The organism is Micromonospora sp. NBC_00330, assembly GCF_036136635.1.
In the GTDB taxonomy this organism is placed as follows: domain Bacteria; phylum Actinomycetota; class Actinomycetes; order Mycobacteriales; family Micromonosporaceae; genus Micromonospora; species Micromonospora salmantinae.
The window spans coordinates 2,690,332-2,714,435 of record NZ_CP108012.1 but is presented as its reverse complement, the minus strand read 5'-3'; the positions used below and the strand labels follow the sequence as shown (position 1 = coordinate 2,714,435).

Here is a 24,104-nt window from a genome sequence, read left to right as displayed (position 1 = left end):
GTGATCGCATACGGTTCCGATCCGGCCGAGGCGGCGGGTTCTCTGCTGGAAGTGGCGCGCTTCAGTTGTCAAGGTCCGTGGCCGGGAAGGGCTGGTTGTTCCGAACGGCGCAATGCCGCTGGCTGCGATACCTGCATGGGTTGGCCGCGCTTGCCCGAGCCGATCGGACTACGCGGTGTCGCCGCCCGCATCAGACGATGCCAGATTAACTGGCAGTCGCCACTGACTGAAGGTCGAGCGCGAACGTGCTGTCAGTGATCATTTAGGAGGACGCCGCGAGCGGCCATGAACGCGAACGGTTCGGTGGCGTTGGCGCTACCTGGCGGGTTGCTGGTGTGAGTTTCGAAGTGCAGGTGAGGGCCGCTGGAGTGGCCGCTGGTGCCGACGACGCCGAGCTGCTGTCCGGTGCTGACGGCTTGCCCAACGGCAACGTACGGGCGGTGGAGCATGTGGCAGTAGCGGGTCGCGGTGTCGTCGGCGTGGCGGATCTGGACGTACCATCCGCAGCCTGGCGTGTTGAGGGAGCCGTCGATGTCGCAGTTGGCGCTGCCGCACTTGGCGGTGATGACGATTCCGGCGCTGGCGGCGTAGATCGGGGTTCCCTTGGGTGCGGCGACGTCCACGCCGTCGTGGGTGGGGCGTTCGGGTGTGCGGAAGCCGCTGGTGAAGGTGCCGTTGACGGGCTTGACCCAGGTGCCGGCTCCCGGTGAGCAGGTGAGGCTGCCATCGGTGAGAGCGTTGACGATGGCGGTGGCGAGGGGTTCGTGTTGGGCGTAGGCGTCGGGGAAGGCGCTGACCTGGACGCGCTGGGCCACGACGGTCAGGGGGAGGGTCTCCCAGCCGGGTATGCCGCGCATCTTGGTGAAGAACTTGGTGGCGGAGATGGCCGGGGTCATGAGTTCTTGGACGGTGCCCCATCCGCCTGCTCCGTCGGGCGGGAGTGGTCGTTGTTGGAAGAGCCCGACGCTGTCATGGTCGGCGCCGACTCCGTCGTGGGGGAGAGTTAGGGACCGGGGGACGTTCGCGTTGGCGAGGTTCCTGAGGTGGGACTCCTGCAGGGCGGTGGCAATGCCGATCACGGCGGCCCTGGCGGGCAGCTTCATCTGAACGGACGCGGTGTAGATGCTCTGGGCGTGCGCCAGAGCGGTCGGCGCGAGGTCTTTCAACTCGGCCTGCGCGGCACTTCCGGGTGCCAGGGCGGGTAGGCAGCCGGTGGTGGAGGCGGCGGGTTCGAGGCTGCCGCTGCCGGTGGCCGCGACGTAGACGCTCAGGGCGAGCGCCAGGGGTACGAGGGGTGCGAGCGTGAGCGGTCTCATCGCCGCCTCGGCAGGGGCGTAGGCATGGGGCACCTCGGACGGACGCAGGTCAGCCTGTATGCGATTGCAAACAGCATGAAGTGCCGCCGAGGATAGCCGAGCGAGGCGTCCGGCTGTCAACTATCGCAAACGGAGTCAGGTGAGGTTGGCGAAGATCAGGCCCGCGACGATGGTGCCGAGGAGCCCACCGGCGACGACCTGCGCCGTGGTGTGGTCGCGCAGCGCGACGCGGGACCATCCCACGGCCGCCCCGACGACGGCCAGGCCGGCGATCGCGAGGGCGGGTAGCTGGCTGGCGAGCATGGTCGTGGCGCCGGCGGCCACGGCGGTGTGCACGCTGATCTTCCAGCGCAGGGTGACGACGGCGAGTGCGGCGAGGGTGGCGAACATGGCCAGGGTGAGGGCGATGACCGCGCGGGGTGCGTCGCCGACGGCCATGGCGCCGATTCCGATCCCGACCGAGGTGAGGATGAGGGTCATGACGGTGAGGCGGTGGCTGCGTACGCCGAGGTGCCGGTCGGCCCACCGCCCGGCGGTGACGCCGCGCTTGATGAGCAGGACCGGGATGACTGCGGCGAACACCGCGCTGACGATGCCCCATCCGAGGCCCTCCCACCGGCCGGAGGTCCAGCCGGTGATGAGGCTGACGGCGATGATCCAGGTCTTCGGATCGAGCCAGTCGGTCACCCGGCGGGCAGTGCGGGATTCGGCGGTAAGGGTGGCGGTCATCGGTGCGGCTCCGGTGCGGTGCTTGCGTGGGTCAGGGCGTCCCGGACCGCCGTGGTGTCCCAGACGTGGGCGAGGTCGAGCAGCCGGGTAAGCCGTTCGACCGGGTTTGGTGACGTGGGCGGCGGGGCGTAGGGGGCAGCGGGCGTAACCGTGGGCGGCAGCGCCTGGGCGATGCGGAGCAGGCTGGCTTCGGTCGTTGCCGCGAGATCCTGGCTGGTGAGCCCTTGGGTGGCAAGGCGGTCGTGGACGCGATGGACGAGCTGTTCGTCGGTACGGCGGTACAGGTCGTGGATCGTGTCGTGGAGTTCGACGACGTGACGGGAGAGCCGCTCGCGGGGACTGAGCCCGGGTGGATCGAGACGGTGGTCGGCAGGCACGAGATCGTGCCAGAGCGGGCCGAGTGTCCGTAGATGCCGGCGGGCTCTCAGGTTGGCTCGCGTTCCGGGCGCACCGGCGATGGTGAGCCCGGCCGTGATGAGCAGCATGGCGAGGTACTTGATGTCGTCGGAGAGGTCGACGTAGAAGATGTCACCGCGGCTTGGTGGGCCGACGGCGAGACGTGCGCCGAAGTAGGCGGCCCGGTACAGGGCGTACCCGGTGCCGATGCTGCATCCGACGACGAGCACCAGCTGACCGGCGCGTACGACGCGGTGTCGGCTGGCCAGGTGGGCACGGCGGAACAGCCGGGCGGACAGGGTTATCGCGACGCCGAGATACACCGTCCAGCTCAGGATGTACGCCGTGGCGATGGGTTTGCCGGCCGCCTGGTCAGCGAAGTCCTCGGAGTCGACGCGGGGCATCGTCCAGAACAGGCAGGTCATGATGACGACGGTGACCGCCAGGCCGGCCAGGGAAACGCGACGCCGGACATGGGTGGCCGTGCCCAGGACGGCAAGGTCGAACAGGGCCGCCACCGCCACGAGTCCGGCGAGGTGTTTCACCAGGACGCCGGCGCCGTGTACGCCAGCGAGCTGGTCGATTGCGTGCGCGATTGGCTCGACACGGACCGTCATCGACACGGCCAGCCCGGTGATGGCCGCCCACACCGCACGGTGAGCGGGCCCGCTGTGTATGGCGTGTACCCGAGCGACTGACACGATCCACAACGCGGCCACCACGACGAGTTCGGCGGCGGAGGGTTCAGACATCGTCGAGCGCGAGGGCGGATGCCACCTGAGACAGCCCGGCGGGTGCGCCAGGCGCGGCGCGGCCCGCACGGTCGATGATGACGGTGGCCATCATCTCGGCTTCGCGCTCCTGGTCGCTGGTGAAGTCGTGTCGGCCGAGCATGGCGCGTACGACGGTCATGTCGAGGTCCGGCAGCAGGATCTCGCCGAGGTCGACGTCGGATGCCTCGTGGCCCCACAGCATGTGGCCCACCTCGTGCGCCGTGATGTGGTCCTGCTCCCACGAACTGCGGGTGGGGTCCACGAAGATCAGGTCCTGGGTGGCGGTGTGCACCCACAGCCCGGAGTGTTGGCCCGACCGCGAGGACGCGGGAAGGTCGCGCAGGGTCACGGGCCGTTGTCGGTGCCGGGCGATGGCGGCGGCGAGGCCGTGCCGATCGAAGGGGGACGGGACCACGATGCTGTTGTCATCGAGTAGCTGCTCGCACCGCCGCCGCAGATCGCGTAGGTGAGCCTGACTCTCGGGTCCGGCGGCCCGTGGTCGGCGCATTGCCTCTCCCATCGAATGGCGAGCCGGGGCACAGGGCGACCCGGCTGTGGTGCGATGAGTCAGGCTAGTGGCCTGCCGTGGTGCGGCGTCAAGCCGAAGTCGCAGGTCAGAGGCATTTCACACTCGATTGACCGGCAGCGTCCCACCGCTGTCGGCGTCCGGCAAGCCCTCAATCCGGCGGGCGTACCGTAGCTGCGCCTTGATCGGCTCGAGGGCCTCCGCTGACAGCCCGGCGGCGAGCCGGGCGAGTTCCCGCACCCCGTCGTCGCGCAGCTCGGTGACGATCTCCAGCTGCGCGTCAACACGTTCCGCGACGATGTCATCGCTGAAGTAGGTCACCGGGACGCCGAACAACTGGGCAACCCAGGCGAGCTTGTCCAGGCTCGGCGTTTTGCGCTGGCCGGTGCGGATCTGCTGGAGATAGACCGGGGAGATCACCGCTTCGCCACCGGCCAGTGCAGCGATTTTCGCCGCCGCCTCGCGGTAGCTGTAGGGGCGGCCCAGCGTCGCGGGGTAGACCGTGCGGAACAGGTGATCCAGGCGCGCGGCAACGCGGTGGGTCCTGTCGTCGGTCGTCATCCCGGCAGCGGCCTTTCTGTCAGTGCGTCGGTCAAGCCTGCAATGACAGCAATCGCAGACGCAAGTTGCCACATGACCTATGTCACCCAGCGGGGTCTACCCCTGCGGACGGCGGGCTGCTTAAAGTCTGATCCTGCTGTACGCGATTGCTAACACCCCTGGTCAGCTCGCGGCGGCGTGTCCCTCCGCTCTGCAAGGAGTTCCTCATGCACACCCTTTCCTCTGCCCTGTCCGTGCTCGCCGACGTGCCCAACCCGGCTCCGGCTGACCCGACGGGTGGCAGCAACGGCATCTCGCTGCTGCTGTCGTACGTCAAGTGGGGTGCACTGATCGGGTGCGCCATCGCCGCCCTCGCCTCGGGCGGCCTGATGGCCGTCGGGAAGCTCTCCAACCGGCCCGGCACCGCTGAGATGGGCAAGAGCGCCTTCATCTGGTCGCTCGGAGGGGTGATCGTCACCGCCATGGCGATCCCCCTGGTCAACACCGTCTTCGGCGCAGCGAACTGAGCTGAGCCGTGAACGACTTCATCGACCCGGGACCACGCCGTGCCCGGTGGGTCGTCATCGCCTGCGGAGCACTCGCGACCCTGGTCGCGGCCACCGGGCTGATCGTCTGGGTGCTGAAACCCCATCGCGGTGACGCCACAACGGCGACGCCGGTCGCGTTGCCGCCCACGGCCACCGGATCCTTAACGTCAGTTCCGAGCGGGCCGGTTCAGCTGGGCGCCGGTAGCCAGACGGTGCAGGGCATCGCGGTGGGACACCCGCACTCACCAGCGGGTGCGGTGACGGCCGGTACGGAATACCTCACGCAGGTGCTGTCGAACCTGGATCCGGCTCGCGCGCGGACGATCGCCACCGTGATCGCCGACCCCTCGTTCGCCGACGCCAGCGACTACCTCGCCGAGGGGGCGGTGAACCTGCGGCGCACCCTCGGCGTGTCCACGATCGGGCCGGTGCCGCTGGGCGCATCGCTCACCTTCGGACCGGCCGCCTACCAGCTTCGCGACGCCACACCGGACACGACGACCGTGCTGGTCCTCGGCTACCTGTCCACCACCGCGCCCGGCCGGCAGGTCGCCTCCACCATCGGCGTGTACCCGATCCGGCTGCACTGGGCCGCCACCGACTGGAAGGTCCTCCCGCCGGACCCGGCGGACGCCACCGACTACACCAGCCTTGCGACCCAGCCCGGCAGCGCCGAGGCCGCCGCCCAAGGTTGGCAGGAAATCATCCCGTGAACGCCGCAGCCTGCGACCCGCTCAACGGCCAGATCAGCGGCTGCACCCCCGGCGGCATCATCGACGGCGCCGCGGCCAACGCCTGGGAATCAGTCTGCCGCTCGTTCGCCGACGCCGCCACATCGCTGCTGAAGACCTTCGCCGACGCGTTCGTCGCGTTTCCCAACCTCGACCTGATGAGCATCAACCAGCCACTGGCGATCTCGCGGTGGCTGGCGATGGGCATCGCCGCCCTACTACTGCTCCTCCAGGTCGTCCGGACCGTCGCCACCCGCGACGGCTCCCCGCTGGCGCAGGGCCTCGTCGGCGCGGGTAAGGCGGTGCTGGCGTTCCTCGTCACGATGGTCGTCGCCAACGCTGCCCTGATCGCCGCCGACGAAGTCAGCCGCGGCATCATCAACCGATCCTTAGGCGGCAACGAAGGCCTCAAGGCCAAACTCACCGTCCTGTTCCAGATGGGCTCGGTCACCGGCTCTTCGGGGTCGCTGATGCTCATCCTCGCGCTGGTGGGCATCGCGCTCACGCTGGTGCTGTGGTTCGAGCTGCTGCTGCGCAACGCCGCGATCGCGGTATTGCTGGCCACCTCGCCTATCGCCGCGGTCGGCAACATGTCGGAGACGACGCAGAGTTGGTGGTCGAAGCTCTGCGTCGCCACCATCCAGCTGGTCATCCTCAAGCCCATGATCGCGCTGGTCTTCGCGATCGGCTTCGGCGTTCTCGGAGACCCGACCGACCCCACCCGGGCCAAGGACGTGACCACCCTGCTGACCGGCATGTTGGTGCTGCTCATGGCCGTCGTCGCGTGGCCGGTCATCGCCCGCTTCTTCACCTTCGCCACCGTGCAGGCCGCCGCCGGTGGCGGGCTCGCCGGGATGCTGGGCTTCGCCGCTGGTAGGGCGAACGCCAGCGGCCCGCCGAGCGGGGTGAACCCAGCTCAGTTCAGCCAGGCCAGTGAGGCACGCACCCTCGCCTCGGCTGCCGGCAAGAGCGGCGCCGCTGGCGGCGCGGCCGGTGGTAGCGCCGGCGCGGCGGGCGGCGCGACCGCGGCACTCGGGGCGGTCGCCGCGCCGGTCGCGGTCGCCGCCGCCGGCGTCGACCTGGCCCAGCGGGCTGTCAACTCCCTGGCCGGGCGGATGGAACAAACCGCCGGGCACGCTGGCGTACACGGTGCGAACCCGCACGCCCGCCCGGCCGGCTACTCCCGCTACGCAGGCAGCTGGACCGGCGCCCTCACCGGCACCGCTGGCCGCTCCGCCGCACCAACCGGCACCACCGGAAGCTCCACCGCAACGGCTGAAGCGAAACCTCGAATCCCGGCCTCCTCCGGTGACATGACCGGACCCGCTCCGACATCTGCGCCGAGTCGAGCGGCCGAAGCCGTGCCACCGCCGCTCCACACGCCTCCACCGGCCCCCGAGACCAACCCGACGCCAAGACCCTCGGCCAGCGCCGCGAGTTCGGCCGCGCCTCCGACCCAACCAAGGGGGACGGGCGTACCCGATCCAGCCCTGCCAGCCCCGCACGACTCTCCAGCCGCTAACCCAACCGAGGAGGCCGACCGGTGAGCACCCCCACCGCCGAGCACCGCACCCGCAGCTACTTCGGATGGCAGCACGAGAAGGTCGCATTCCTGTTCGGGATGACCCTGCAGCGAGTCACGATGCTCGCCGGCGCCGTCCTGGCGGGGATCTGGCCGCTCGCCGCCGCCCGCCCCGCCGCCGGGGCACTACTCTGGCCGCTCGCCATCGTGTTGGCGACGCTGGCGTTCCTGCGCGTCGGAGGCCGCACCACCGACGAATGGGTGCTGGCGTTCACCTCCTATCACTGGGGCCGCTCCCGCACCCGGCACCGCTTCCTCTCCGCCGCGTTCGCTCCTGCCCCGGCCGACGCGACGGCCGCGAAACCGATGGACCTGCCCGGAGTCCTGGCGCCGCTGACGATTCTGGAGGCGCAGGGTCCGTCGGGGCAGCCGCTCGCGGTGGCGTACCACCGTCTGGACCGCACCTACACCGCGGTCGCGCGAGTCCGCTACTCCGGAATCAGCCTGGTCGACTCCGCCCGCCGGGACCAACGCGTCGCCGGCTGGGGCGCGCTGCTGGCCGGGCTGTGCACAGAGGGGAACCCGATCGTGCGGGTGCAGGCGCTGCAGCGCATCGTCCCGGAGTCCGGAGCGGCGCTGCGCCGCTGGCACGCCGACCACGTCGCCGCCACCGCCCCGGCCGAGGCGGTCGCGGTCACCAGCGATCTGCTCACCGCCGCCGCACTCTCCAGCAGCGGCCGGGAGGCGTACCTGGCCTTCACGATGGACCACCGCCGCGCCGCCGGGGCGATCAAGAGCGCAGGTGGGGGTAGCGTCGCCGCGGCGGACATCCTCACCCGGCACCTGCGGGCACTGTCCGCGTCGATCGCCGGCGCGGACCTGCAGGTCGAGTCGTGGCTGGGCCCCCGCGACCTCGCCGAGGTCATCCGCACCGCCTACGACCCGCACGCCGGCCGGCACCTCGCCGAACGCCGCGCCAACGCCACCACCCCGGGTGCCGACGGTCTGCCCGCTGGCGTCGATCCGGCCGTTGCAGGCCCCGCCGCAGCGCTCAGCTCCCCGGGTAGCTACGCCCACGACGGCGCCCACTCCGTCACGTACTGGATCCACGACTGGCCCCGCAACCAGGTCTACTCCACGGTCCTCGCCCCGCTACTCGGCGACGGCGTGCACCGGCGGGCGTACTCGATGCACATCGAACCCCTCGGGCCGCGCGAGGCGTCCCGCAAGGTGATGGGGGAGCGGACCCGCCGCTCCGTCGCCGTGGGGATGCGGCACCGCACCCAGCAGATCGTGCCCGAGCACGAGCGGCAGGCCCTGGCGCGCGCCGAGGCGCAGGACGCCGAGCTCGCCGCCGGCCACGGCCTAGTCCGGTTCACCGGCTACGTCACCGTGACCGTCACCGACCCGGCCCAGACCGAGGACGCCTGCGCGGCACTGGAGGCCGACGCCGCCGCAGCCCGCATCGAGCTGCGCCGCATGTGGTACGCCCACGACACCGGCTTCGTGATGGGCGCCCTCCCGTTCGGCTTCGGCCTGCCCCGGAAGCGGTGGTGAGCCCGATGCTGCGCCGTACTCGAGGCAACAACCTGCCGGTCGCCGACCTGAGCGACCTCCTCGGCGACCTCCCAACCCCGACCACGCCCGCCGCGGCCCTCTCGAAGCCCGGGCGGGCCCGACCGGAACCGACGCCGCCGCGGCGCGGATGGCCGCGGCCGTTCGCCGGGCAGGCAGCCCGCGCCCCGCAGATCCCCGTCTTCCGGGCCTCCACCGGCCAGATGCAGGGCCTCTACCCGTGGCTGTACGGGCAGACGATGCCCCCGGCCGGCACCTACATCGGTATCGACACCCAGTCGGGAGGCAGCTTCTCCTGCCATCCCATCGAGTGGCTGCGCCTGCAACTGATCACCAACCCGAACTTCCTCATCACCGGCGTACCCGGCTCCGGGAAGTCCGCCACCATCAAGCTGCTCTGCTACCGGCTGATGGCCTACGGCGTGCGCGCCTTCGTCCTCGGTGACATCAAGAACGAGTACGCCACCCTCGCCCGCCACCTCGGCGTCGAGCCCCTCGAGCTCGGGCCAGGCCTCGGCAACCGGCTCAACCCCCTCGACAGCGGACCCCTCGGCCGCAACCTTCCCGGCGACACGGAGAAGCTCCGCGAGCGGCTGGACGAGATCCACCGCAGACGCATCACCCTGCTCTCTTCGCTGCTGGTGATGCGCCTGGGTCGGGCACTGTCCCCGACCGAGGAGGCGGCCCTGTCCCTGGCCATCAAGCACGCCTCCGGCGAGGCCACCGGCGACAGCGGCCTCACCGATCCGACCATCCCTGCCGTCTGGGCGCTGCTACGCGACCCACTGCCGGACATGGCCTCCGAACTGCGGGTCCGCGGCGACGACACCGGGGAACTGCGGGAGATGATCCGCCCGACGGCCGACGCCCTCGGCAACATGGTCCAGGGGTCGCTGAGCGGCCTGTTCGACGGGCCGACGACCATTCGCCTGGACTTTGACGCTCCCATCCAGACCGTCGACCTGTCCCGCATCGACGGCCGCGGCGACGAGACCGTCGCGATGACCCTGGCCTGCGTCTCCTCCTGGGGACAGGCCGCCATCGACGAACCCGACGGTCCCGTCCGCATGGTCATCCGCGACGAACTCTGGCGGGCCATGCGCGTCCCCGCCATGATCCGCAAGGTCGACTCCGACCTGCGGCTGTCCCGCGCCCAAGGAACGATCCAGGTGCTCAGCACCCACCGGCTCGCCGACTTCGAAGCCGTCGGCCCGGCCGGCAGCGAAGAGGTCACCATCGCCAGCAACCTCATCGCCTCCTGCGACGTGCGGGTATGTCTGCGCCAGGACACCGCGCCGTTGGCCATGACCAAGGACCAGATCGGGCTCACCGACACCGAGTGCGCCCACATCGCCTCCTGGTCCGGCGAGCACGTCGGCCGGGCGCTGTGGAAGATCGGCCGGCAGCCCAGCCAGATCGTGCAGACCATCCTCACCCCGCAGGAACGGCAGCTGTTCTACACCAACGAACGAATGGCGGTGTAGATGAGCGGCAACACCACGCGGCTCGGCGGGAGTCTCACCAGCGGCTCTGACTGGGTGGTGGGTGCCGTCGTCGCGGTGGCCGCTAGCAGCATGCTCGGCATCTGGCTGACCGGCCAGGTCGCCGGGCTGCTGGCGCTGCACTGGCCGGCGACCTCCCCAGCCGACGCGTACGGCATCGCTCTCGCCCTGCCCCGGCACCTCAGCGACCCTCGACTGGCCTGGCCACCACCTGTCCAGGGCCAGCTGCCGGGCCCGATCCGCTTCTACACCGCCGCCGTGCTCGTCACCGGTGCCCTCTCGACAGCAGGAGCGGCGCTGTGGCAGCGGTGGGGCAACGGACGCCAGGCCCGGGGGATGGCATCGCGGCAGCAGCTGCGGCGCACCCTCTCCGCCGAGGCCGTCCTGCGGTCGGCCCCGCGCCTGCGGCCTGGTCTGGCTCAGAAGCCGAAGCTGACGGATGTCGCGGTGCCGTTGGGCGACGCCGGATCGATGCGCCTGCACGCAGGGCTCGAATCCTCCGTGCTCCTGGTCGCCCCGCCCCGTCAGGGCAAGACCAGCCAGGTCATTATCCCGTGGCTGCGCGGTTTCCCCGGCGCCGCAGTCGTCACCTCCGTACGTCCCGACGTCTTGGAGAACACCGCCACGCTCCGGGCGGGAACGGCGTGGGTGATGGAGCTGACCGGTGATCTCACCTGGCCGCACCGCATCGCCTGGAGCCCCGTCGCCGGCTGCGACCGGTACGACGTCGCCCGCAAGCGGGCCGGCGTGATGATCCAGGTCGGTAAGCAGGAGAGCACCGACACGACCAACGCCGGGTTCTTCGGCATGACCGCCACCAACCTGATGGCCGCCTGGCTGCACACCGCCGCCCTCACCGGCCGGACCATGACAGACGTCCTGGCCTGGTCGACCGACGACACCAACGACCAGCCCGTGAAACTCCTGCGCGATGCCTACGGGGCCCGCGACGGGGTCCTGAAGATGCTCGACGGGTTCTACCGCCAACCGCACACCACCCGGTCCAACCTGTGGGCCACCGTCCAGACCGGCACCAGCTGTCTCTTCGGCGAAGCCGCCCACCACGTCTTCGCCGGAACGGTCGATGAATCCTTCGACATCGAGACGTTCCTGCGCTCCGGCACCGACACCGTGTACCTGCTCGTTGACGAACAACAGGCCGAAGCCCTCGCTCCACTCGTCACCGCCTTCGTCGACGAGATCACCACCACCGCGAAACGCCTCGCACTGCGCGCCCCCACCGGCCGGCTGGACCCGCCCCTGGGCCTGATCCTCGACGAGGTCACCAACGTCGTCCCGCTGCCGGACCTACCGCAGCTGATGTCCTACGCCGCAGGCAGCGGCATCTTCGTCACCGCCGTCCTGCAGAACCTCGCCGCCGCCGAACAACGCTGGCGGGCCGTGGGCCGCCGAATGCTCTGGGCCAACTCCACCATCAAGATCGCCCTCGGTGGGCTCGCCGGCGACGACCTCGACGACTTCTCTCAACTCGCCGGCACCTATCGCGAAACCCTCCTTGTCCCGCAACGCAACGACCGTGGCGTCATCGTCCAGACCACCGTCACCGACCGCAAGACCATGTCCCCCGAAGCGATTCGCACCCTCAACGAGCAGCGCCGGGAGGCGCTGGTCATCCATGCCACCACCCCGGCCGTCCTCACCCGCATGGCTCGTCACTACGAGAGCCGACATGCCAGGGAGTACGCGGACGCGGTTCGCCACGCCCGCACCCTGCTGGGCCACAGCCCGGAGACCCCGCGATGACCATCGACTCACCGGCCGCTGCGGCCTCAGACGCTCCCGTCCGGCCGATCCGCGAGTGGCACGCCCTGACCCTCGAAGAGCAGAGCGCCGAGTGGACGGCGCTGGTCGGTTGGGTCACCTGGATCCATGACCTCTACGAACTCTCCCGTGAAGAGCGACTGCCGCTGTGCTGGCCACAGCACCCCGGGCTCGTCGAGGAACTGCGCAGCCTCAAGATCTGGCGCGACGTCCTCTACACCAGCCGCGACAGCGGCGGCGCCCATTCCCCCCGCTCCTGGCACGGAGAACTGCGCCAAACCCTCGCTGCCGCAGGCAACTTCTGGGCCCCGACCTGCCGGGCGGGTCACACCAGCGCCGCTCTACTGAGCGAGGCGCACCCCGACCTCGCCCAACGCTGGCAGACCCACGGGCCGCCGCTGATGGCCTCTAGCCCCGCCCTCGGCCCGGCCCGCAGCCTTCCCGACACGATTGCCGACGCGGAGATGGCCTCGGCTCTCGACCAGGGCGAGGCCCGGCCACACAGCCGCAGCATGCCCTACTACGCCCACCTCGCCGGCGCGTGGTGGACCCGCAGCAGCGACGGCGCGTGGCTTCGGTGTACCGACCCCGACCACCACGCCCACCTCGACGAAACGAGCGCCCGAATGCGCGCCGCCGACACCGTCCGCGACCAGCTCACGAAGCAGTAAGGACCCGCCATGAGTGACCTGATCATGCGCGCGGAGCAGGGCGTTCTCGGTGCCCTCCTCGCCGATCCGAACCAGCCTCTCATCACTGACAACCTCATCAGCGACGACTTCAGCCACCCCGCTCACCGGGCCATCTACAGCGCCATCCTGGACACCCTTGTGACCGGCGAGGACCCCGGACGGATCGTTGCCGCTGTCGTCACGATCGTCGACCGGCCCGACGTCGACACCAACCTGCTCGACGCTCTTGCCGCCGCCGCCCCGGATGACCAGCGGGTTCACGCCTACAGCCAGATCGTCATCCAAGCCGCATTCGACCGCGACACCATCGACTTCGCCGAGCCCTACGTCACCGCCGCGACGCAGACTACCGACCCGGTCGCCCGGGACGCGCTCGCTCGCCTCGGCCAAGCCCTCACCGCCCAAGCGGAGATCTTCGCCCCCGCCAGCACGATCGATCCGGACCAGGCCCTGTCCCTGCCCACCGTCGTGGCCTTGGCTGCCGCCGACCTGCACCCCGAAGATGCGATCATCGCCGACCTTCTACAGCACCCCGAACAAGCCCGCGACGTTGCCGCATGGCTGACCCCCGACGTCTTCACGGCCGACGAACGGCGACTCACCTACGAACTCGCGGTCTCGATCGCCTATGACCACGACCCCATCGACGCCGTCATCCTCGCCTGGAACGTCGAACGCGCACGGGAGATCCAATCACTCTGGGCACCACACCAGCGGCTTCCAGAGACCCTGAACCACTACACCCACCTCGCCCGCCTGGAGGTCACCGCCGTCGCAGTCGGGACCGCCGTCACCATCGGCCACGACCTGGTCTCCGAACACGTCACGGTCACCCTCACCCGCAGCGCCAGCGCAGCCGAGGCCGCCGCTATCGCCCGCTCCGCGGAAGTCGAAGGCCCAGTTGCTGGGGTGGAACCGCCACGCGAATCCAGCCCAACCCTCGACGTTCCTCGTATCGAGCTGTGAAGGGAGTGCCAGCCATGAACACCAACCCCGAACCCGCGACCACCATCAGCGCCGGCGCCCCGCCCCGCGTACCGCGGACCATGAGCCACGACGAGATGCGCCGGCACGAAGAGCAACAGCGGGCCAGCCGCCTCTCCCCGCGAGACCGACACCACATGTTCGTCCGCCACGACGATCGCTGGTGGATTGGCGACCACGACGGCTACGTCGAGATCACCAGCGAGGAGCAGAACCTCAAGCTCGATCAGTGGCACGAGCGGCTCAACAACGGCGCGCTCTGGGTCTGAGCCGTCGAGGCTTAGCAGCACGCTGCCTGTGGGTTGTCGGCGAGCGGTACAAGCGCTGAATCCGGTACTGACGGCTAGGCGTGTCTCCACCACTGCACCGCTCGACTAGTCGACACATCCATGCAACGATCAAACATGTGTTCGATACTTGGAGACTGTGAGTCAAGGGCGGTCCCCTAGGTCGCCTGCAGTTTGGCCCGTAACGGGTTATCGTCGCTGGTGGGGACGGTTGCGATGGCTATGAAGGCTAGGTCTGCGGATGTCGGACCGACGTGGGCGGCGTGACGACGGTTGTCGACGCCGGCATGATCGTGCCTGCGGCCCGTCGGCTGATTCCGGGGGCTCTGGCTGCACGACGGTTGACGTGTGGCTTGGCGCGGCGCGATGCGGCCGTACGCGCAAGGCTGTCCGCCCGGAAGGTGTTCCTCTTTGAGGAAGGTCTGCTTGCGGCGACTCCGGCTGAGGTGGAACGCCTGGCCGAGGCAGTGAGTTGCCGCCCTGATGAGCTGATCGACATCGTGCCAGGCCAGGAGACGCTTGCCGATCTGCGCTTCTTGATCGGGCTGACGCTGGCCCGCACGTCGGAGTTGTTGAAGGCATCTCACGCCGGTCAGGATCTGCGTGTGTCGGCGGAGGCGCTGTCTGCGCTCGAATGCGGTGAGTCGATGGCCGGCCGGGATTGGGTGGAGCCGGTGATGACCGGTCGCCTCTTGCCGCCGCTGGCCAAGATCTATCGGGTGCCGACCCGGATGGTTTTGGACGCGTGGATGCGCACCCGACCGGAGGATCCTGCGCCGGCGGTGGAAGGCGGAGGACGCAGGGGGCCGTCTCGGGCCGCTGCCGAGGCGTGGGCGTCGCTCAATGAGCGGCAGCGCGTGTATCTGGGCGAGATCATGCGCGACGACCGGATGACCGAGACCGAGATGTGGATGCGTCGGCTGCAGAGGTTGCCGGTGCCGCCTGCCGCCGAGTGGCGTCAGCTGCCGCTGGCGCTGAAGGCGTCGTCAGAGCCGGGTCATACGCGTCTCCAGGAGCGGCTGCGCCGACGTGGGGTTCATGACCCGGGCGCTGGCCGGACTCTGCACGCCCTCGCTCGCCGGGGCCTGGTGATCGTGACCGAGGATGTCATCGATCATCCGGATGCCGGTGAGGTCGTTCGGATTGCTGTCAAGATCACCCGACGCGGACGGGCTGCCGCCCGGGCGGGTCTGGATGAGGCTGTCGAAGTGGATCACGAGCCGCATCTGTTGTCGGAGTGGTTGTGGGGTGTATTGGTCCGGGTGGCGGCGGCCGGGCCCGAGGGTCTGCCGGAGGACCGGCTGGCGGGCAGATCTTTGTTCTTTCTTGGCGTCGGTTATCGCAACGCGGCCGGTGGCCCGCCGAGCAGAGGGCTGATCGAGGCAGTGCCCGTGCTGGCTCCCGGCGGAACGCACGTGGTGGAGTTCCGTTGGCAGTTAACTGATCTCGGCCGGCGTCACGTCGTCGAGTTCGCGGACACCTATCGTCAGCGGTATCCGCGCGTGGAGTGCCCCGGACTCGAACGCCTCGTCGTCTGATTTCTGACACTGACCTCGACCGCTTTCGGGACCTCGTCTTGTCAGAGGGTGGGTCTAACATCCGCCTTCGTGACCCATGCTGTCGATGACGACGCGCGCACGTTAAGTGATCTTCATGTTCGCTACCTCGTGACCAAGGCGGCCCTGCATGCCGCGAAGGCCCTCACTGCTGCTGGGTGGAAGCCGGAGCGGCGGCTGGAGACTTTGATGGAGTGCCACGGGATTGTGCTGGCTGCCCGCGGCCCGGGAAGCCCGTTGCCGTTCGGCTGGTTCCGGCAGGCTCTTTCGGGTGACCTTGCGCAGCTACTGCCCGAGGGGGTGGAGCCAGTCGATCTCAAGGGGTTGCTCGTCATGGATCAGGACGGGCAGGTCACGGAGGACGCCTTCGATCTGGACTTCGAGCAGAGGATGCTGCTGCACACTCTGCGCAAACTCGATCGCAGCTCGGACATGCTCGCGGGTGTGCGCGAGCTGCGGGAGGAGGTGGAGCAGGAGACTGTGTATCTGGCGCTGAGCAAACAGGGCGTTCAATCGGTCTACGAGAACGGGCGTGCGGATCTGATCCGATATCCGTCCGGGTCGACCGATGAGCTGGCGGACTTGCGGCTGCCGCCGACCGTGGTCGAGTTCTACACCGACATCCCGTACGCCTCGATCCACCAGGGCTGGTGGTACGAGTGTCCTATCTGCCGGTGGCCGATGCGGCTGGCGTTGGCGAAGAGCGCCGGTGCGCTGGTGGGGTCGGCCCGATGCTGGCACACCCCGCACGCCGATATGGGGGCCTCGTACCTGTTCCGTCCGAGCGATGACGGTTCTGCTGCCGAACTCCTTCCCGAACCACGCCCGGACCGTCCCGCCACCCGCGAAGCGGTGCTGTTTCCCGACATCGATGTTGTTCCCCAGCCGATGCCGGCGGAGAACCACAAGGCGCTGGCCCGGGGCATCTGGCGATACACCACAGTGCCAGGGATTCCGGAGCTGGCGCTGCGGGACCGACTGGTCGAACGCGGGCTGAAGGTGAACCTGTGGCCGGCCCTGGACGCCTACGACCTGAAGGTGACGATCCCTGGCACCAAGACGTCCTTCAAGGTCGACGTCAAGGACTACACCTCGGCGACGACGCTCGCGAGCCTCATCCATGCGCAGGAGGGTGACCGCGGCGGCGCCGAATGGCTCGTGGTCCCGGACTACCGGGCCGGGCAGGTCCCCCTGTTGTCCGAGGTGTGCCAGAAGTACGACATGAAGGTGGCCACCGCCTCGGCCTTCGGTGAGCTGGTCTGCAAGCAAGCGGGGGTGAGGTGGGCATGAGCGACCCGACCGTGCAGACCAGCGTGGTGCACGCCGCCCTGGCACTGGCAGCCCACTATTTCCCACGCCGTATCCCCGGTGACGCACGTGACGCCGCCGGGTTCGCCGACGCCGCGTTCCTGCTGTCCGGGAAATACACGGTGTGGGACCGCTGGAGCAGGCTTACCCGCGACGAGAAGCAGCGGATCGCGCTGGTCGGATCGATCGCCCCAGCCGACCTGGCCGAGCATCGTGCCTTCTCGGTCGCCGCCCGCACCGCCCTCACCCCTTCCGATCCAGGTCCGGACGAGGAACAGGCACCCATCGCAGCCTTTGAGCTCGCCGGGAACAACCCGTTCAGGGCTGACGCCGCGTTTCCTCGCGTTGGCGGGAACCTGCTGGACTACGTCGATCGCCAGACCGCCCGGTTCCGGCGCCCAAGCGTCCGCCCGAAGCCGCCGGACTTCGCGGGCCCCGGAACGTGGAGTACCCCCACGATCTACGTCAAGGACGGCGGTCAGATCCACGGGCGGGTGCGGATCCCGCGCTATCCGCATTTCACCGAACCGTTCGCCCTCGACCAGCTGCCGCACGTGTCGACCGTCCCCTACACGCCCGAGCTGCAGATTCCCACGCACGAACTCCTGACGTTGGCCGCCCAGATCGACGAACGCTTCCCGCCGGCCAAGCGGTTCCTGCACACCACGCTCACCGGCCTGGTCGACGTGCTGCAGACCACCGACGTCGTCTCGCCCCGTGAAGTTTTAACAATGTCGGCCGTCGGCCTGGAGATCTTCCACGCTCCCACCGGCACCGGCAAGAGCGTGCTGGTCCGGGTCATGGCCAGCTGGTTCGCCCTGCGCAACCTACGAGTCACGCTCGTGCAGCCGGACATCAAGTCCTGCCTGGCGATGACCTCGAACATCCAGGGCGACCTGGCCTATCTCCGAGAGCAACAGGACCTGGACCACACGCCGACGTGCGCGCACCTGATGTCCTCGAGCAGCATGCGCGAGCGGGCCGTCAAGCACGCTTCGCTGATCGACGAAGACCCCGAATCGCCCGGCGACTGGGGTCTACGCGGAGAACGCGACATCGACCCGCTCGCCTACGGATGCGCGCAACGCGAGTTCACCGAGTCCACCGGCGACTACCCGCCCGGACGTGAACCCTGCCTCTCGCTCGGCCGTCAGGGCGTCGGAGTCTCGGCCTGCCCGTGGATCCCGACCTGTAGCAAGTTCACCCCGGTCTACGAGGCGTGCGACGCGAACGTGGTCGTCATGAACCACTTCTATTTCCTGCAGGGCACCCTGCGGATCGGCGTCAATCTCGATGGCCGCCCCGTGCGGACCCTGACGGCTGCCGAGTTCGCGCTGCGTACCAGCCATGCCGTGCTCATCGACGAGGTGGATCAGTTCCAGTCGAGGGCCATCGAACGCTGCGCCAGCGACGTGAAACTGCACTCGCGCCGTCATTGGACCTCGGCCCCTCAGGAGATCGATACCGACGCGAAGCGGCTGCCCATCGACGACGAGAACGTGCTGCTGCCGTCGGTCAGCCACGTGCGGCTCATGGCTGAGTTCCTGCTGCTCAGCATCTGCCGCAACGCGCTCAAACTGCACGCTGCCGAGGACCAGCGCGCCGAGGAACGCATTCCCGATCAGACCAGCAGCCGCTGGCACATGGCGCGTGGCCGCGACCGCACACTGGCCCGACTGCTGTGGCCCGATTCCGATATCGGCGACGCGGGCATACCCACCGAGATCGTCGAGCGGATCAACGCGCTGATGCCTGAGCGCTACCAGCATGCCGACCGGCACGGACGCGCGAGCGGCGCGCTCGAACCGGTGTGGGCGGACGTCCAACGGGGCCTGAGCGCACTGGTAGGACCACGAGGCGAGAGCCTGCTTGACGCGGTCAAGCTCGAACTACACGAGTTGTTGGGCGACGTCATCAAGGACGGGCACCGCCGAGCCCAGATCATCAACCTGCTGGCGACCCGCGCGGTGATGATCGAACTCGACGAGGCGCTCGCAGAGGTCCGCAAGAACGCGCAGCGCTTCCGGTCGTCCGGGTTGCGCTCCGCTCAGAAGATCATCGAGCAGCTCCAGCACTCGGCGATCACCACCGTGATGCCGATCGGCATGCTCGGCCGCTCCCTGACCGGCTACCGGGTCACCGGCCTCGATGACAGGCAGAAGAGCGCCGAGCTGGTCGCCCAGACCATCGGCGGCGACCCGCACCTGTTCACCGCCGAACTCGGCGGGATCGTCTCGCTGAGCCTGGCCGGAACGCAACGGCCCGTCATGGGGCTGTCAGCGACGGCGTTCTTCCCGCAGGCCGTCCGCGAACACGTCCACGCCCCGGTCCGCTGGTGGATGACCGACGCACAAGCCCGCTCCATCCGCGCCCGGAAACGGCGTGTCGACTACGGCAAAGGGCACCCGCTGCTCGGCGAACCGATCAAAGTCTCGGGACTGCACACCAGCCGAAAACGAGACGCCCTGATCGAGCTCGGCGACCAGCTGTACGACCGGCATATCCGCCGGGAGCTGGAACGGGCAGCTCGCGAGGACCCCGACCGCGCCCACGTGCTCGTCGTCGCGAACTCCTACGAGCAGTGCGCCTTGCTCGCCCGCGGCATCGCCCAGTCCGGGAACTACCGGTCCGGACTGTGCGTGGCCGTGCGCGCCGAGGACCGGCACAGCCTCAATCCGGACCTGCCCCGCGAGAACCTCGCCGTCCGGCTGACCCAGGAAGAGTTCGAGACCTTCCCGGACCGGGGCAACATCCTGGTCGTGCCGCTGTCGCTGATCGCGCGTGGCCTCAACATCGTCAAGGGCATCCGCTCCGCGGTGCGGTCGGTCTACCTGTGCGTGCGGCCCCTGGCGTTGCTGAACGAGCCGTCCGAGATGTACGGGAGCATCAACGCAGCCGGCATGCGCGCCCTCCCCGCCGGTGGAAGCAGTGATCCCGTCGCCGCGCTCGCCGCCGCCCGCGACGCCGCGTGGGAGAGGCTGAGGCTGTTGCTGCGCTCGGCGAGCCAGTTCGCCTCCATGCAGAAATCCCTGCAGGAGGAAGTGGTCGCCGGCATGATCGTCGACCTCATCCAGCTCGCCGGTCGGGCCCGCCGTGGCGGTACCGAAGCCGTCCTGCACATGGTCGACTTCGCGTTCCACGAGGACACCTGGAGCGCTGACCTCGACACCATCCTGCGCCGCATTCACGCGAAGTGGCCGCCCGACGTGCGCAAACAGATGAACGACCTGTACGGCGAAGCGCTTAACGCATTCCTGTCGTACGCCGGAATCGACCCCAACGAGCCCACCGTGCTGGACGCTTTCCGAGAAGAGGACGAGTGACCCGACACCACCGCGAGCCCGGACGCTATCTCGACACGCTCGCGTACCGCTGCACCCCCGACCTCGTCGGCAACGACCGCGTGTACCTGAGAAACCTGGACGCCGAGACACGCACCCTGTGGGAGAACTTCGACCGCGCCTGCCAGAGGCGGTACGGCAACGACTCCGCCCAGGCCCCGTACTCGATCGCCACCACCGTGCTCAGCGTCCTCACCGGCGGATACGTCTACTTCGAGCCTGGTGGGCCCCAGCCGTTCCTCGCATCACGGGAGCGGATCGACGACAAGCTCCTGTGCCGGGTGTTCACCCTCACCCACGGGCTGGCCCAGGGTATAGCGATCCACGAAATCGACCTGCGGCAGCCGCCGGAGCTGGCACAGAAGATCGCCGACACTCCGGAGAGCGAGGTCTACCTCGCCGAGCACGTCCGGCCGCAGACCGGCAATCAGCCCGTCGCCCCGAACTGGGTGTTCCGCACCATCGCCTGGGGCCTGGCGCAGAAGCTGGCCGGCCCCTGGACGGTCCGCGAAGGCCTTGCCATCCCACTGCGGCCAGACGTCACCGGCGGGTTGATCGCTCTCGACGACCCCTGGGAAAATGACCAGGGCGGCCGGTACGCACTGTCACGTACCGCCCTCACGCTGCAAACGGTGCCGAACATCGCCACCCCCGTACTCATGGTGACCTCCCGGGTGACCCGGATCTCGGACTCACTGATCTACAGCAGGACCGTGCTGGCGGTCCAGCCCGGTGACAACCGCCCGGTCCTCGAAGTGGGCCTGCACGGCGGCGGCGGCGCCCGCACCATCAGCCGCTACGCGCTCGAGGCGCTCGGACGCCTCGAGATGGACTACTCCGTCCTGCAGGCCATCGCGACCCGCTCGCAGGCCGAACAGCGCATGCGCGCCGAAGCCATCGCCGAGGCAGGCAAGGACCGCAGGCCCACCCTGAGCTTCTCCCGTGAACGCCCTGCCCAGATCTGGCCCGTACTGCCGAAGAGCCGGCCGTTCCCCATCGGCGTCGGCACCGGCATGCACCACCTGCGGGTCCTCAACGAGCACGTCCTGGGCCGGTTTGAGGGCCGGGCAGAGCCACTCATCGCGCGCGCCACCACCATGGCTCTGCCGCACCGACCGACTGACCCCGAGCGGGTGCCCAAGGCGGAGCTGGACCGCCGCAAGGCAGAACGCGAAGCCACCGGGTCCAAGAAGGCTCTGCGCGGCAAGGGCAGCGCGTTTCCCGAGCCCGCCTCCATCGCCGCCGCAGTCAAAGCGGCCGGCTTCACCAAGCTGCGCCTGGTCTGCCTCTGGTACCGCGACGAAACCCGGCTGCGGATGATCGCTGCCCTCGCCAAGACGTACGGCCTCGAGACCGAGGGCCTCGACCCGCACGACGGCGAAGAGATCGATCTCTTCGGCGGGACGATCACCGCCGTCTTCCACCTCGCGGCGAACTTCCTGGCGCACGGTAGCCCGAACGGCCGGACCAAGGCACTGAACCCCGCCGCCGCGGCACTCGACACCAGCGGCGACGTCCTGATCGGTGCTTGGTGCGAAACCCACATCCCCACCACCGAGGACATCCCAGGCCTCAAACCCGCCGAACTGGAGGAAGCGGACGCGAAGCCACAGAGCAAGATGATTCTGGCGAGCAAGGACATCGCCAGCCAGTACCTGCTCGGCAGGAACGCCAACGGCATCATCGAGCCAAAGGACCCCGACCACCCGGCAGAGATGGCGCTGCTCGACCTCTACCGCTCGCTCGGCATCATCGACGACCGCATCGCCAACGCCCTGCGTCCTGAGAAACGACACGCGGGGTACGGGGCCGACCGTATCGCCCACGTCGGCTTCCACATCCGCCAGCAGAACAAACGCAAGGGTGAGAAGAGCTCTCCCAGAACGGTCGTGACCGCGACCGCGTTGATCCCGCCGCCGACGCCAGGCGACGTGTGGCAATTGCTCGGCTGGAGCTCGACTGTCGCCTCATGGCAGCCCTACCGCCAAGCCCAGAACCAGTTCCACGAGACCGAATACCCGCAGGAGACCGGCGGCAAGAAGTCGTACCGTCAGCGCTGGGACGACGTCGGCGACGTCGTCGAACAGGCACTGCAGGACCTCGCCGAGGACCTCGATGGCCGGCCGTACGTCGTCACCGTCGACGAGGACAGCGCCCGCCGCATCTGGGATGGGTTGCAGAACAGCAAGCAGGGCAGCCAACCCGGAGAATGGAAGAGTAAGCGGTGGCTGCCGGGCTACAGCCTGCAAGACGATGAACGCCCCGACGCGATCATCCGCGTCAACATCGCCGACGACAGAGTGCCCCCACCGATCGCCTACACCCACGTACTCAGCACAAAAGACGCCGTACGAGAAGGCGAGACGACCAACGCTCTCTACGAGATTGAGACGGACTTCGGCACGCCGGTCTGGGTCCTGTGCAACGTGCCGCGCAACTACGACGGTGGCAACTCGGGCCGGCTCGGCGCGAAGTACACCAGGTGGGACGCCAAACGGTCCGTTATCTCCGAGAACCGCGAAGAACGCCGCAAGAGCGAGATGCCCGAACCGTGGTACTCGATGACCGCTACCGAGATCTACCCCATCGCCCTCAATGACCGTGTCTCTCATGAGGCACTCGCGGTCGCCACCGCTCAGCTCTGTCACCAGACCATGTATTGGTCCGGCCGCGCCCGCTACCCAGTCGCACTGCACGCGGCCATTCAGATGGACGAGGGCCATCCTCAATATCGCCGCACAGCACAAGCGTCCGATGAGGAGGAAGACGGCCCGGGACGATAAGTAGCTCCTGCGTCAAGTCCGGGGTGTGCATTCGGTGCCTGAGTCTCGGTAGACGACACCGGACAGGCGTCGTTCTCGTACGCAGAGGGATCGAGGCCGCCGTCGCCGGCGGCCTGCGCCCGTGCGCGCCTCCACTAGGTGCCCGAATCGACCCAATGCTATGCGTAAGCTGCATTGGTCCGCCCGGCTCACTGTCGCTACACGTTGACGGCCGGTGTAACCCAACCGAAAGGTAAGCACGTGAGGGCCGTCATCGCTGTCGCCGGCATGGGCAGCCGCTTCTTCCCGATCGGCAAAACGATCAACAAGTGCATGCTGCCGATCCTCAACCAACCAGTCGTCGCCTACGCGGTCGCTGACTGCGTCGCCGCAGGCACCCGTGAGATCGCGATCGTCACCGCCCCCGGCGAGATCGGCCGCCAGGTGCGTCATTACTTCACCGAAGACCACGACCTGAAGGACTACTTCACCGCACGCGGCTGGCAGGACAAGTACGCGTCCGTCGTCGACCTGCACAGCCAAGCCGACTTCACGTTCATCGAACAGCCGCGCGACGACCGTTACGGCACCGCGCTGCCCGCGATCGTCGCCGCTGACTTCATCGCTGGCGACGACTTCCTCCTGGTGGCCGGCGACGACCTTTTGCTTCGCAACGACGGCGGATCGGACCTGGCCGACCTCGCCGCGGCCCGGGTCGCCGCCGGAGTGCCGGCTGCGCTCGCCGCCGCCACGGTGCCCGGCGCCGAGGCCCACCGCTACGGCATCCTCCACCCGCGAGCATCCGAGGGTCATGAACTGCTCGACGAGCTACTAGAGAAGCCGCACGACTACGACGAGCCGACCGCGTACATCAACATCAGCCGTACCCTGCTACCCGCTGACGCGGTGGCCTACTTCCAGGAGCTGATTCCGGCTGCCAACGGGGAGTACCAGGCCACCGACGCCGTCATCGCCTTCGCCCGCGACAACGACGTACTGATCCACCCCGTCACCGGTGAGTACCATGACTGCGGCAGTCCCGCCGGCTGGCTCGCGGCCAACAACGCCGCAGCCATGCCCTAGGCCTGACCGGTCCCGGTCGTACAAGCGCCTTCAGACCGGCTAACCCGGCGGCGGAAACGCTGCCCGTCTGCGCGTGCCGTGACCCTCCACGCCGGCCAGTCTCACAGGAGGTCCCGCAGCGGCGGTGCCGTCCCCACTGTCATCGCGCAAG

19 protein-coding genes are annotated in these 24,104 nt (G+C 68.8%); 14 read left to right on the top strand and 5 right to left on the bottom strand.

Annotation, left to right across the window (positions count from 1 at the left end; all coding sequences use genetic code 11):
• Nucleotides 1–251: 251 nt before the first annotated feature.
• The 5 genes from OG598_RS12060 to OG598_RS12040 form a co-directional block, all read right to left on the bottom strand.
• Entirely contained in the window at nucleotides 252–1,316 is a 1,065-nt protein-coding gene (locus OG598_RS12060) for a M23 family metallopeptidase (protein ID WP_328654504.1), read from the bottom strand.
• Nucleotides 1,317–1,451: 135 nt separating this feature from the next.
• A complete protein-coding gene (locus OG598_RS12055) occupies nucleotides 1,452–2,045 on the bottom strand; it encodes a phosphoesterase PA-phosphatase (protein WP_328654503.1) in 594 nt (197 codons plus the stop codon).
• Entirely contained in the window at nucleotides 2,042–3,193 is a 1,152-nt protein-coding gene (locus OG598_RS12050; RefSeq protein WP_328654502.1) for an MAB_1171c family putative transporter, read from the bottom strand. Before OG598_RS12050 ends, OG598_RS12055 begins: the two co-directional genes overlap by 4 nt.
• Nucleotides 3,186–3,722, bottom strand: coding sequence for a hypothetical protein (locus OG598_RS12045; protein ID WP_328654501.1), 537 nt, complete (start codon nucleotides 3,720–3,722; stop codon nucleotides 3,186–3,188). Before OG598_RS12045 ends, OG598_RS12050 begins: the two co-directional genes overlap by 8 nt.
• A gap of 117 nt (nucleotides 3,723–3,839) precedes the next feature.
• The gene (locus OG598_RS12040; RefSeq protein WP_328654500.1) at nucleotides 3,840–4,301 is read right to left on the bottom strand and encodes a helix-turn-helix domain-containing protein; all 462 of its coding nucleotides are present in this window, start codon (nucleotides 4,299–4,301) and stop codon (nucleotides 3,840–3,842) included.
• Nucleotides 4,302–4,507: 206 nt separating this feature from the next.
• Between OG598_RS12040 and OG598_RS12035 the strand changes: the two genes are divergently transcribed.
• The 14 genes from OG598_RS12035 (at nucleotide 4,508) to OG598_RS11970 (ending at nucleotide 23,953) form a co-directional block, all read left to right on the top strand.
• The gene (locus OG598_RS12035) at nucleotides 4,508–4,807 is read left to right on the top strand and encodes a hypothetical protein (protein WP_328654499.1); all 300 of its coding nucleotides are present in this window, start codon (nucleotides 4,508–4,510) and stop codon (nucleotides 4,805–4,807) included.
• Nucleotides 4,808–4,815: 8 nt separating this feature from the next.
• The gene (locus OG598_RS12030) at nucleotides 4,816–5,541 is read left to right on the top strand and encodes a hypothetical protein (RefSeq protein ID WP_328654498.1); all 726 of its coding nucleotides are present in this window, start codon (nucleotides 4,816–4,818) and stop codon (nucleotides 5,539–5,541) included.
• The gene (locus OG598_RS12025; RefSeq protein WP_328654497.1) at nucleotides 5,538–7,106 is read left to right on the top strand and encodes a hypothetical protein; all 1,569 of its coding nucleotides are present in this window, start codon (nucleotides 5,538–5,540) and stop codon (nucleotides 7,104–7,106) included. The genes OG598_RS12030 and OG598_RS12025 overlap by 4 nt, the downstream gene beginning before the upstream one ends.
• Complete coding sequence (locus OG598_RS12020) at nucleotides 7,103–8,638, top strand: SCO6880 family protein (RefSeq protein ID WP_328654496.1); 1,536 nt, start codon at nucleotides 7,103–7,105, stop codon at nucleotides 8,636–8,638. Before OG598_RS12025 ends, OG598_RS12020 begins: the two co-directional genes overlap by 4 nt.
• A gap of 5 nt (nucleotides 8,639–8,643) precedes the next feature.
• Nucleotides 8,644–10,140 (top strand): VirB4 family type IV secretion system protein, encoded by a 1,497-nt coding sequence (locus OG598_RS12015; RefSeq protein ID WP_328654495.1) that lies wholly within the window; start codon nucleotides 8,644–8,646, stop codon nucleotides 10,138–10,140.
• Nucleotides 10,141–11,922 (top strand): type IV secretory system conjugative DNA transfer family protein, encoded by a 1,782-nt coding sequence (locus OG598_RS12010; protein WP_328654494.1) that lies wholly within the window; start codon nucleotides 10,141–10,143, stop codon nucleotides 11,920–11,922.
• Nucleotides 11,919–12,611, top strand: coding sequence for a hypothetical protein (locus OG598_RS12005; RefSeq protein WP_328654493.1), 693 nt, complete (start codon nucleotides 11,919–11,921; stop codon nucleotides 12,609–12,611). Before OG598_RS12010 ends, OG598_RS12005 begins: the two co-directional genes overlap by 4 nt.
• Before the next feature lie 24 nt (nucleotides 12,612–12,635).
• A complete protein-coding gene (locus OG598_RS12000) occupies nucleotides 12,636–13,598 on the top strand; it encodes a DnaB-like helicase N-terminal domain-containing protein (RefSeq protein ID WP_328654492.1) in 963 nt (320 codons plus the stop codon).
• 14 nt (nucleotides 13,599–13,612) lie between these two features.
• Nucleotides 13,613–13,885 (top strand): hypothetical protein, encoded by a 273-nt coding sequence (locus OG598_RS11995; RefSeq protein WP_328654491.1) that lies wholly within the window; start codon nucleotides 13,613–13,615, stop codon nucleotides 13,883–13,885.
• 281 nt (nucleotides 13,886–14,166) lie between these two features.
• Complete coding sequence (locus tag OG598_RS11990) at nucleotides 14,167–15,441, top strand: hypothetical protein (RefSeq protein WP_328654490.1); 1,275 nt, start codon at nucleotides 14,167–14,169, stop codon at nucleotides 15,439–15,441.
• Between the two features lie 69 nt (nucleotides 15,442–15,510).
• Nucleotides 15,511–16,749, top strand: a complete 1,239-nt coding sequence (locus OG598_RS11985; RefSeq protein WP_328654489.1) for a restriction endonuclease-related protein — start codon at nucleotides 15,511–15,513, stop codon at nucleotides 16,747–16,749.
• A complete protein-coding gene (locus OG598_RS11980; RefSeq protein WP_328654488.1) occupies nucleotides 16,746–20,090 on the top strand; it encodes a hypothetical protein in 3,345 nt (1,114 codons plus the stop codon). Before OG598_RS11985 ends, OG598_RS11980 begins: the two co-directional genes overlap by 4 nt.
• Nucleotides 20,087–22,891 carry an RNaseH domain-containing protein gene (locus OG598_RS11975; RefSeq protein ID WP_328654487.1) on the top strand — a complete coding sequence of 935 codons (2,805 nt, stop codon included), beginning with the start codon at nucleotides 20,087–20,089 and terminating at the stop codon, nucleotides 22,889–22,891. Before OG598_RS11980 ends, OG598_RS11975 begins: the two co-directional genes overlap by 4 nt.
• A gap of 240 nt (nucleotides 22,892–23,131) precedes the next feature.
• Nucleotides 23,132–23,953: a sugar phosphate nucleotidyltransferase gene (locus OG598_RS11970; RefSeq protein ID WP_328654486.1), complete on the top strand. Its 822-nt coding sequence runs from the start codon at nucleotides 23,132–23,134 to the stop codon at nucleotides 23,951–23,953.
• Nucleotides 23,954–24,104 lie beyond the last annotated feature (151 nt).

Excerpts from the sequence above, each read along its gene's own strand:
- OG598_RS12060 (WP_328654504.1), bottom strand. The coding sequence starts at position 1,316 with ATGAGACCGCTCACGCTCGCACCCCTCGTACCCCTGGCGCTCGCCCTG.
- OG598_RS12055 (WP_328654503.1), bottom strand. The coding sequence starts at position 2,045 with ATGACCGCCACCCTTACCGCCGAATCCCGCACTGCCCGCCGGGTGACC.
- OG598_RS12050 (WP_328654502.1), bottom strand. The coding sequence starts at position 3,193 with ATGTCTGAACCCTCCGCCGCCGAACTCGTCGTGGTGGCCGCGTTGTGG.
- OG598_RS12045 (WP_328654501.1), bottom strand. The coding sequence starts at position 3,722 with ATGCGCCGACCACGGGCCGCCGGACCCGAGAGTCAGGCTCACCTACGC.
- OG598_RS12040 (WP_328654500.1), bottom strand. The coding sequence starts at position 4,301 with ATGACGACCGACGACAGGACCCACCGCGTTGCCGCGCGCCTGGATCAC.
- OG598_RS12035 (WP_328654499.1), top strand. The coding sequence starts at position 4,508 with ATGCACACCCTTTCCTCTGCCCTGTCCGTGCTCGCCGACGTGCCCAAC.
- OG598_RS12015 (WP_328654495.1), top strand. The coding sequence starts at position 8,644 with ATGCTGCGCCGTACTCGAGGCAACAACCTGCCGGTCGCCGACCTGAGC.
- OG598_RS12010 (WP_328654494.1), top strand. The coding sequence starts at position 10,141 with ATGAGCGGCAACACCACGCGGCTCGGCGGGAGTCTCACCAGCGGCTCT.
- OG598_RS12005 (WP_328654493.1), top strand. The coding sequence starts at position 11,919 with ATGACCATCGACTCACCGGCCGCTGCGGCCTCAGACGCTCCCGTCCGG.
- OG598_RS12000 (WP_328654492.1), top strand. The coding sequence starts at position 12,636 with ATGCGCGCGGAGCAGGGCGTTCTCGGTGCCCTCCTCGCCGATCCGAAC.
- OG598_RS11995 (WP_328654491.1), top strand. The coding sequence starts at position 13,613 with ATGAACACCAACCCCGAACCCGCGACCACCATCAGCGCCGGCGCCCCG.
- OG598_RS11980 (WP_328654488.1), top strand. The coding sequence starts at position 16,746 with ATGAGCGACCCGACCGTGCAGACCAGCGTGGTGCACGCCGCCCTGGCA.